The sequence below is a fragment of the Pseudomonas sp. IPO3778 genome, from assembly GCF_013386825.1.
Classification (GTDB): domain Bacteria; phylum Pseudomonadota; class Gammaproteobacteria; order Pseudomonadales; family Pseudomonadaceae; genus Aquipseudomonas.
On the sequence record NZ_JACARC010000001.1, the window covers coordinates 34,196 to 40,195 of the forward strand.

Consider the following 6,000-nt stretch of genomic DNA (forward strand, 5'->3'; position numbering starts at 1 on the left):
GGACGCTCTGCGTCCAGCTGACAATGCAAGGCTCAAGCCTTGCGCAGGGGTGACGCAGAGCGTCACGGCATGAACTCCCACGCAGAGCGTGGGAACGATCAGCGTGGGGATAATCAGTCAAAGCCCGATTGTGGAGCGACGCTTGCAGACGTCGGTGATGGGAATGGTCGAGTACACCTTCTGATTTGATAACCCAATCAAACATGTGGGAGCGGGCTTGCCTGCGATGCAGGCACCTCGGTCTTTCAGTGAGACACAGGTGATGCTATCGCAGGCAAGCCAGCTCCCACATCTGATCTCCATCGTTCTTTTGATCGTTCCCATGCTCTGCGTGGGAATGCCGCCTCGGACGCTCTGCGTCCAGCTGACGATGCAAGGCTCAAGCCTTGCGCAGGGGTGACGCAGAGCGTCACGGGATGAATTCCCACGCAGAGCGTGGGAACGATCAGCGTGGGGATAATCAGTCAAAGCCCGATTGTGCAGAGACGCTTGCAGACGTCGGTGATGGGGATGGTCGAGTACACCTTCTGATTTGATAACCCAATCAAACATGTGGGAGCTGGCTTGCCTGCGATGCAGGCACCTCGGTCTTTCAGTGAGACACAGGTGATGCTATCGCAGGCAAGCCAGCTCCCACATCTGATCTCCATCGTTCTTTTGATCGTTCCCACGCTCTGCGTGGGAATGCCGCCTCGGACGCTCTGCGTCCAGCTGACGATGCAAGGCTCAAGCCTTGCGCAGGGGTGACGCAGAGCGTCACGGGATGAATTCCCACGCAGAGCGTGGGAACGATCAGCGTGGGGATAATCAGTCAAAGCCCAATTGTGCAGAGACGCTTGCAGACGTCGGTGATGGGGATGGTCGAGTACACCCTCTGATTTGATAACCCAATCAAACATGTGGGAGCTGGCTTGCCTGCGATGCAGGCACCTCGGTCTTTCAGTGAGACACAGGTGATGCTATCGCAGGCAAGCCAGCTCCCACATCTGATCTCCATCGTTCCTCGCTCGTTATTCGACATACGCCCACGTCATCCGGAACGACGCCCCGCCCCACTCCGAATCCAGCACTTCAACCTGCCCGCCGTGCCACTGGCACACTCGCTGCACCAGCGCCAGGCCCAGGCCGAAGCCACCGGTGCGGCGGTCGCGGCTGGCGTCCAGGCGCAGGAACGGTTCGAAAATCTTCGTCCGCCCTTCCACCGGCACTCCGGGGCCATCGTCATTGACCCGCACTTCATAGCCGGCGCCAAACTTCACCACGGACACTTCTACGCGCCGGTCGGCGTAGCGGATGGCATTGCGCAACAGGTTGATCACCGCCCGCGCCATAAAGCGCGGTTCGATGCGGATGTAGTCGACTTCACAGGTGCGCAGCAATAACTGCACCCCCGCTGCTTCGGCCTCCAGGGCCACGCTGCCGATCACGCTGTCGAGCCAGCTGTGGGCTTCGATACTCTCCCGGGTGATCTGCGTGGCGCCGCGCTCCAGGCTGGCGTAGGTCAACAGTTCGGAGACCATTTCTTCCAGCTCACCAAGGTCGGCGTACATGTCGGCGATCAATGCGCGGCTTTGCCGTGGGTCGGCCTGTTGCTTGAGCTGGTCCAGTTCAAACGACAGCCGCGCAATCGGGGTGCGCAGTTCGTGGGACACCGCGTTGGTCAACTCACGCTGATTGGCGATCAGGCTTTCGATGCGTTCGGCCATCTGGTTGAAGTGCCCCGCCAGCTCACGCACCGTGGAGCGGCGCGGCAGCAGGATGCGTGAGCCGAGGTCGTTGTCGCCGAAGCGTTGGGCCGCCAGGCGGATGTGTTCCAGGTCGCGCCAATGGGGACGTACCCAGAAATACAGGACGATGGCCAGGCACAGCCCAAGGAAACCATACGCCCACAGGTACAGCCACTTGGGTTCTTCAGGCAGCTTGATTTCGAGCATTTGCTGGCCGCCATCGATATCCACCAGGAACTCCATGAAGTCCCCCCGCACCAACAGCTGCCCGGCGGCCAGCAGTTGTTGCTCACGCTCGGTCATCGCCAGTTGGTCACGCTGTACCAGTTTCAGCCGCAGCCCATAGTGCGGTTGCAGCTCGGCCAGGCGTGCGGCCCGCGCATCACCGGTCACCGGCCGCAGTTGCTCCACCAGCCCATACGCCGGGCCGCGCAGGGCTTCGCGGTTGTAGGTTTCGTTGGCCTCCGGCAGCAGTTCATCAAAGGTGTAGTTCACCAGCCAGATCGCCCCGGCCAGGCCGATGGCCAGGATGATATACAGACGCAGAAACAGCCTTAGCATCTAGACCTCCCAGGCGAACGGATTGAACAGGTAGCCCTTGCCCCAGATGGTCTTGATGCACACCGGTTCCCGGGGGTTGTCATTGAGCTTGCCGCGCAGCTTGCTGATGTACACATCAACGCTGCGGTTGAGCCCGTCGAAGGCGATCCCGCGCATGCGGTTGAGAATGTCATCGCGGGAGAGGATTTTCCCGGCGGCGCTGGCCAGCAACCACAACAGTTCGAATTCCATGGTGGTCAGGTCGATCTTCTCGCCGCCCAGGCTCACCACCCGGCAACTGCGGTCGATGGCCAGCCGGCCGAACTCAAGGGACCCGCGCACCGTGGGTTCCGGGGTCTGGCGCCGCTGCAGGGCACGCAGGCGGGCCAGCAGTACCGGCGGTTTGATCGGCTTGATCACGTAATCGTCGGCGCCGGACTCCAGGCCGAGGATATGGTCCAGGTCGTCTTCCTTGGCGGTGAGAATCACGATCGGCGTGTCGGACACATTGCGAATTTCGCGGCACACATGCAGGCCGCTCTGGCCGGGCAGCATCAGGTCGAGCACGACGATCTTGGGCTTGAACTCCAGGAAGGCCGCCAGGGCCAGGTCACCCCGGTGCACGGCCAGCACCTCGAAGCCATGCTGGGACAGGAAATGGGCGATCAGCCCTGCCAGCTTCTGATCGTCCTCCACGAGCAAGACCTTGCCGAGACCCAAGTTATCCATAAATTTCCAGTGCACGCGCGGATTGAAGTGTGCGCATTATAGGTGGCAAGCTGGCCAACTAAAGCAGCTGGCCATCACTGGCCGACGAAGCTTCATGCTTTTAAGAGTTTTTAACAAATAGCCTGCAATCTTTAACGCCATCACAGGGAGTTGTATGCGCAAGGATTACCTGGCGTTCTTCATGTCGTTGTTCCTGTCCCGCCTCGCTGACCAGATTCTGCTCTTTATCGTGCCGTTGATCGTGTTCCAGACCACCAACAGCGTGTCCTGGGCGGGCCTGGCGTTTTTTGTCGAGTCGTTGCCGCGCTACCTGGCGTTCCCGGTGTGCGGGGCCTTGTGCGACAAGTACCCCGCCGTGCGCGTGCTGCATATCAGCCAGGTTTACCGGGCGTTGGCCTGCGTCGCGGCGGTGCTGCTGTACGGGGTGTTCGACGGCATTTACTGGATCGTCATGCTGTCGGCGTTGTGCGGCGTATTGACCACCCAGGGCATCATGGCCCGGGAAGTGTTGCTGCCGCATATCTTCAAGCATTACAGCTATGCCAAGACCTTGTCCTACTCGCAGATTGCCGACCAGACCGGGCTGGTGCTGGGCCCGCTGGTGGCCGCGCTGATGCTGGACGTGTGGGCGTGGCACTGGGTGGTGCTGGGGATTGCCGGGCTGTTCCTGCTGGCCGACGTGGCGATGCGCATCTGGCAACGCAACACCGCGGTCAACCTGGAGACCTTCGAGCAACACCACGATATCTGGCTGCAACCGCTGCGCATCGCATTCAGGCATATCCGCGACCTGCCGGAGCTGAAAAAAATCATCACCCTGGCGGTGGGCGTGAACCTGATCATCGGCGTCACCCTAGCCACCTCGGCGGCCATGGTCATCGGCCAATACGCCGCCGGCAAAGACACCTACGCCGGATTGCAAGCGGCGGGCGCGGTGGTGACCATTGTCATCCTGTTCTACCTGGCGCGCGCCTCCCTGCCGCTCAAGGTGCTGGGCGGTTTGTCGTATTCGATGATTGCCGTGGGGGCGCTGATCACCGCCATCAGCCCGAACGTATGGGCGTACACCCTGGGCTTCCTGCTGGTGACCGGTTTCGACAAGATGTTCAACGTGTACATCCGCAGCACCCGCCAGCGGGTAATCCCGGTCCAGGACTTTGGCAAGACGGTGGGTGTGCTGACCTTGCTCAACAACCTCTCGCAGCCATTGGCCGGGTTGCTGATTGCACTGCTGGCGGCGCCACTGGGGACGCAGACGGTGATCCTGATACTGGCCGGGATCACCGCGTTGATCGGTGTGGCGGTTGCGTCAGGCTGGCACGCCACTGTGAAAGCGGAACTCGACGTCGGGTGATTCGATCAGTTCCTGCTCGGCGGCGCGCACCCGGTCGATGACCTGGGCAATGTCCTTGGCGTCGCCGTACTGGTAAGCCAGCTTCAGGTAACCCTGGAAATGCCGGGCCTCGCTTTTCAGCAGGCCAAAGTAGAACTTGCCGAGTTCTTCGTCCAAATGCGGCACCAGCGCTTCGAAACGCTCGCAACTGCGGGCTTCGATAAACGCGCCGACCACCAGGGTATCCACCAGTTTGACCGGCTCGTGGCTGCGCACCACCTTGCGCAAACCCGAGGCGTAGCGGCTGGCGGAGAGCTGGCGCAGTTCGATCTTGCGCTTTTTCATCAAGCGCATGACCTGCTCGTGGTGCACCAACTCTTCCCGCGCCAGGCGCGACATCAGGTTGATCAGGTCGACATGGGAATGGTACTTGGCGATCAGGCTCAAGGCGGTGCTGGCGGCTTTGAATTCGCAGTTCTTGTGGTCGATCAGCAGGGTTTCCTGGTCGGCCAGCGCGGCCTGGACCCAGTCGTCGGGGGTGCGGCAACCGAGGAATTCGTGGATTTCTGGCAGGTTCATCGGGCTCACGGGCAAAGAATCACAAAAAGGCCGCCGATTATACCCAGCGCGCCGCAGACCGCCAGCCACCGGGCTTGATGTGCATCAACATGACGTGTGCCGGGCAGCAACTATAGTTGTTCCACGCCCACCCTTTTTGGAGAACCCGACCATGCAAGCCGTTCGCAGCATCCTGGTGGTTATCGAGCCCGAGCATTCGGAAAGCCTGGCCCTCAAGCGCGCCAAGCTGATTGCCGGCGTGACGGGGGCGCACCTGCATTTGTTGGTGTGCGACAAGAAGCACGAGCATTCGGCGATGCTGAGCCTGCTCAAGGCGGGTTTGCAGGAGGATGGCTACAGCGTCACCACCGAGCAGGCGTGGAATGACAGCCTGCATGAAACGATCATTGATGTGCAGCAGGCTGAGGGTTGTGGGTTGGTGGTCAAGCAGCATTTTGCGGACAGCCCGTTGAAAAAGGCCCTGCTGACGCCTGCTGACTGGAAGCTGATGCGCTACTGCCCGACGCCCGTGTTACTGGTGAAAACGTCCACGCCTTGGGCGGGCGGGGTGATATTGGCGGCCATCGATGTGGGGAATTCCGATGCCGAGCATCAGGCGTTGCATAACGCGATCATTGATCATGGGTTTGATATTGCCAGCCTGGCCAAGGCCCAACTGCATGTGATCAGTGCGCATCCTTCGCCGATGCTGTCGGCGGCGGATCCGGTGTTTCAGCTCAAGGAGACCATCGAGGCGCGTTATCGTGAGCAGTGCAAGGCGTTTCAGGCGGAGTTCGACATTGATGACACCCACCTGCATATCGAGGAAGGGCCGGCGGATGTGTTGATTCCCCATGCGGTGCACAAGTGGCAGGCGGCGGTGACCATCATCGGCACGGTGGCGCGGACCGGGATTTCCGGGGCGTTGATCGGGAACACGGCGGAGGTGGTGCTGGATGCGGTGGACAGTGATGTGTTGGTGCTCAAGCCGCAGGAGTTGATGGATCATCTGGAGGAGTTGGCGAATGGGTGATTTGGAGCGGGGGGCATATCCGTTGCTGCGGTAACGGCCGCCTATGGTTCCGCCCTTACGGCGGGTCACTTTTGGAAAAG

General features: G+C 60.8%; 5 protein-coding genes. 2 read left to right on the forward strand and 3 right to left on the reverse strand.

What is annotated here, in order from left to right; genetic code table 11:
* Positions 1 to 1,010: 1,010 nt before the first annotated feature.
* Together HX855_RS00120 and HX855_RS00125 are read right to left on the reverse strand one after the other, a co-directional pair.
* The gene (locus tag HX855_RS00120) at positions 1,011 to 2,288 is read right to left on the reverse strand and encodes an ATP-binding protein (protein ID WP_177089555.1); all 1,278 of its coding nucleotides are present in this window, start codon (positions 2,286 to 2,288) and stop codon (positions 1,011 to 1,013) included.
* Positions 2,289 to 2,996, reverse strand: coding sequence for a winged helix-turn-helix domain-containing protein (locus tag HX855_RS00125; RefSeq protein WP_017480435.1), 708 nt, complete (start codon positions 2,994 to 2,996; stop codon positions 2,289 to 2,291).
* A gap of 154 nt (positions 2,997 to 3,150) precedes the next feature.
* Between HX855_RS00125 and HX855_RS00130 the strand changes: the two genes are divergently transcribed.
* Positions 3,151 to 4,350, forward strand: a complete 1,200-nt coding sequence (locus tag HX855_RS00130) for an MFS transporter (RefSeq protein WP_177089554.1) — start codon at positions 3,151 to 3,153, stop codon at positions 4,348 to 4,350.
* Here HX855_RS00130 and HX855_RS00135 read toward each other — a convergent pair.
* A complete protein-coding gene (locus HX855_RS00135; protein WP_177089553.1) occupies positions 4,306 to 4,908 on the reverse strand; it encodes a tRNA-(ms[2]io[6]A)-hydroxylase in 603 nt (200 codons plus the stop codon). The genes HX855_RS00130 and HX855_RS00135 overlap by 45 nt on opposite strands.
* Positions 4,909 to 5,059: 151 nt before the next feature.
* On the opposite strand from HX855_RS00135, the gene HX855_RS00140 reads away from it, so the two are divergent.
* Positions 5,060 to 5,920: a universal stress protein gene (locus HX855_RS00140; RefSeq protein ID WP_177089552.1), complete on the forward strand. Its 861-nt coding sequence runs from the start codon at positions 5,060 to 5,062 to the stop codon at positions 5,918 to 5,920.
* The last annotated feature ends 80 nt before the right edge of the window (positions 5,921 to 6,000 follow it).